Source organism: Acinetobacter sp. (assembly GCF_036659555.1).
In the GTDB taxonomy this organism is placed as follows: Bacteria; Pseudomonadota; Gammaproteobacteria; order Pseudomonadales; family Moraxellaceae; genus Acinetobacter.
Genome location: NZ_JAVXCI010000164.1, coordinates 1 through 2,615 on the forward strand (window position 1 = coordinate 1; position 2,615 = coordinate 2,615).

The 2,615-nt window shown below is 48.3% G+C and carries 3 protein-coding genes; all 3 read left to right on the forward strand.

Going from position 1 to position 2,615, the window contains the following annotated elements:
• On the forward strand, positions 1-633 hold a 633-nt coding region (locus RSA72_RS14330; RefSeq protein WP_332633419.1), incomplete at its 5' end, for an electron transfer flavoprotein subunit beta/FixA family protein.
• A 17-nt stretch (positions 634-650) separates the two neighbouring features.
• On the forward strand, positions 651-1,583 hold the full coding sequence (locus tag RSA72_RS14335) for an FAD-binding protein (RefSeq protein WP_332624691.1): 933 nt from the start codon (positions 651-653) through the stop codon (positions 1,581-1,583).
• 100 nt (positions 1,584-1,683) lie between these two features.
• Entirely contained in the window at positions 1,684-2,217 is a 534-nt protein-coding gene (locus RSA72_RS14340) for a DinB family protein (RefSeq protein ID WP_332624690.1), read from the forward strand.
• Positions 2,218-2,615 lie beyond the last annotated feature (398 nt).

Sequence of the window (2,615 nt, forward strand, 5' to 3'; positions counted from 1 at the left end):
ATCGCAGTGGAAGAAGCGGTTCGCTTAAAAGAAAAAGGAACTGTTTCAGAAATCGTTGTTATTTCTATTGGTCCTAAAGAAGCTCAAGAACAAATCCGTTCGGCAATGGCGCTTGGCGCAGACCGCGGCATTTTAGTTGAAGCGGATGACAGCCAGCTGGGCGCTTTGGAAATTGCGAAAATTTTGAAAGGCGTTGCAGATGCTGAACAGCCTCAGCTGATCCTTTTAGGCAAGCAGGCAATTGATGATGATTCAAATCAGGTCGGCCAAATGCTTGGCGCGCTTCTTGGCGCAGGCCAAGGCACTTTCGCTTCAGAAGTGAAAGTGGATGGCGATAAAGTGCAAGTGACCCGTGAAATTGACGGCGGCTTGCAGACTGTTGAACTTACACTTCCAGCAATCATCACCACTGACTTGCGTTTGAACGAGCCCCGCTATGCGGCGCTTCCAAACATCATGAAAGCGCGCAAAAAACCGCTTGATGCGAAGTCACCTGCTGATTACGGCGTTAATCCTGCAACTAAGCTTAAAACTGTTAAAGTTGAAGCGCCTGCAGAACGCAAAGCTGGCGTACAAGTGAAATCTGTGGATGAGCTTGTAGAAAAATTGAAAAACGAAGCGAAAGTGATCTAATACAGAAGGATAAAATCATGAGTATTTTAGTTATCGCTGAGCACGACAATAAAGCGCTGAACGGCGCAACTTTAAACGTTGTGGCAGCAGCTCAGAAAATCGGTGGCGATATCACTGTATTGGTTGCGGGTTCTGGCGCGCAGGCGGTTGCTGACCAGGCGGCTAAAGTTGCCGGCGTAAGCAAAGTATTGCTTGCGGACGACGCTGCTTATGCAAACCAATTGGCTGAAAACGTTGCTAAATTAGTCGCTTCAATCGGTGCGGGTTATTCTCACATCCTTGCGGCTTCTACCACGACAGGCAAAAACATTTTGCCGCGCGCTGCTGCGCTGCTGGATGTCAGCATGATCACTGACATTATTGCGGTTGACTCAGCAAATACGTTCAAGCGTCCAATTTACGCAGGCAACGCGATTGCAACTGTTCAGTCTGGCGAAGCGATTGTTGCTGCGACTGTGCGCGGTACAGCATTCGATGCAGTTGCTGCTGAAGGCGGCTCTGCTGCGGTTGAAGCTTTGGCTTCCCAAGGCGATGCAGGCATTTCCAAGTTCATTTCTGAAGAAATCGTGAAATCAGAGCGTCCTGAATTGACTGCTGCGCGCATTGTTGTATCTGGCGGCCGCGGTGTAGGTTCTGGCGAGAACTACCACACTGTGCTTGACCCATTAGCGGACAAGCTTGGCGCTGCCCAAGGCGCTTCACGCGCTGCGGTTGATGCAGGCTTCGTGCCTAACGACATGCAGGTTGGCCAAACCGGCAAAATTGTTGCGCCTGACCTGTATATCGCAGTCGGCATTTCCGGCGCGATTCAGCACTTGGCGGGCATGAAGGATTCTAAAGTGATCGTTGCGATCAACAAAGACGAAGAAGCGCCTATCAATGCAGTTGCTGACTACTGGTTAGTGGGCGACTTGAACACTGTCGTTCCGGAATTGGTTGCTAAAATCTAATTTCTGAAGCTTCAGTTTCAAAAGCCCCTGTGCGGAAATTCTGCATAGGGGCTTTTTTTATGATAAAAATAAGCCATATAGCTAAAAAAAGATGTGCAAAATGCCTTACAGCTTTAAAAATCATTACTTAATGTTTGCGCACTATAACCAGTGGGCGAATGCAGAATTATACACCGCCATACAGGCATTAAGCCCTGAGCAGCAGCAGCGGGACTGCGGCGCTTATTTTAAAAGCATTATTCAAATGATTAATCATTTATATGTGGGCGATGTGCTGTGGTTTGAGCGCATTTGCGGCCTTAAGCCGTCTGGCTATGCGCTGGATGACATGCCATACCCTGATGCAGATGATTTGATTCAGGCGCGCAAAGCGCACGATCTGCGCCTGCTGGCCTATATTCAGTCGCTGGATGAAGCCGGGTTCCAGCAGGAAATTCACTATATCCGCCGCGATCAGGCCTATCATGAGCCTTTGGCCGAAATCCTGGCGCATGTATTCAATCATCAAAGTCATCACCGCGGGCAGCTGCACAGCATGATTCACCAGCTGACCGGAGTCTCCCTGGAGCTGGATTTAATTTTCTTCCAAAGAGCGCATGCGGCGCTGTACCGCGTAGCCAGCCCCGCAGGCTGAGCTTTGCACCATCCTGATCCAGCTTTCGGCAGCCGGCAAAAGCCTTTCATGTGGTTTAAAATCCTGCATTTCAGGCCGCATATGGCTGTATGTATTTAGGCGTTTTTTTCGGCTGCTGGGCAGAAAAAAGCCAATCTGAAGGCGGATTGCCGCTGCAGCCATTTATGAATGAATTTCAGGCATTGCAAACCGCGAAATTAAGGCGATTAAGTTGCCTGATAACGCACATAAATAAGAGTGTTTATGCTATAATTTTCGGCTGTATTTTAGATTTTAACTCATGCTTTTGAGTGAAATTTTAGCAAGATTTACGACATATAAATGCGGGCGGAAATCTGCCTGTATAATAAGGAGTATGCATGAGCGTATCGGAAATTAGACCGATTGCCATTGAGGAT

Bases quoted from the DNA above. Each gene is read 5' to 3' on its own strand.
- RSA72_RS14335 (WP_332624691.1), top strand. From the start codon at position 651: ATGAGTATTTTAGTTATCGCTGAGCACGACAATAAAGCGCTGAACGGC.
- RSA72_RS14340 (WP_332624690.1), top strand. From the start codon at position 1,684: ATGCCTTACAGCTTTAAAAATCATTACTTAATGTTTGCGCACTATAAC.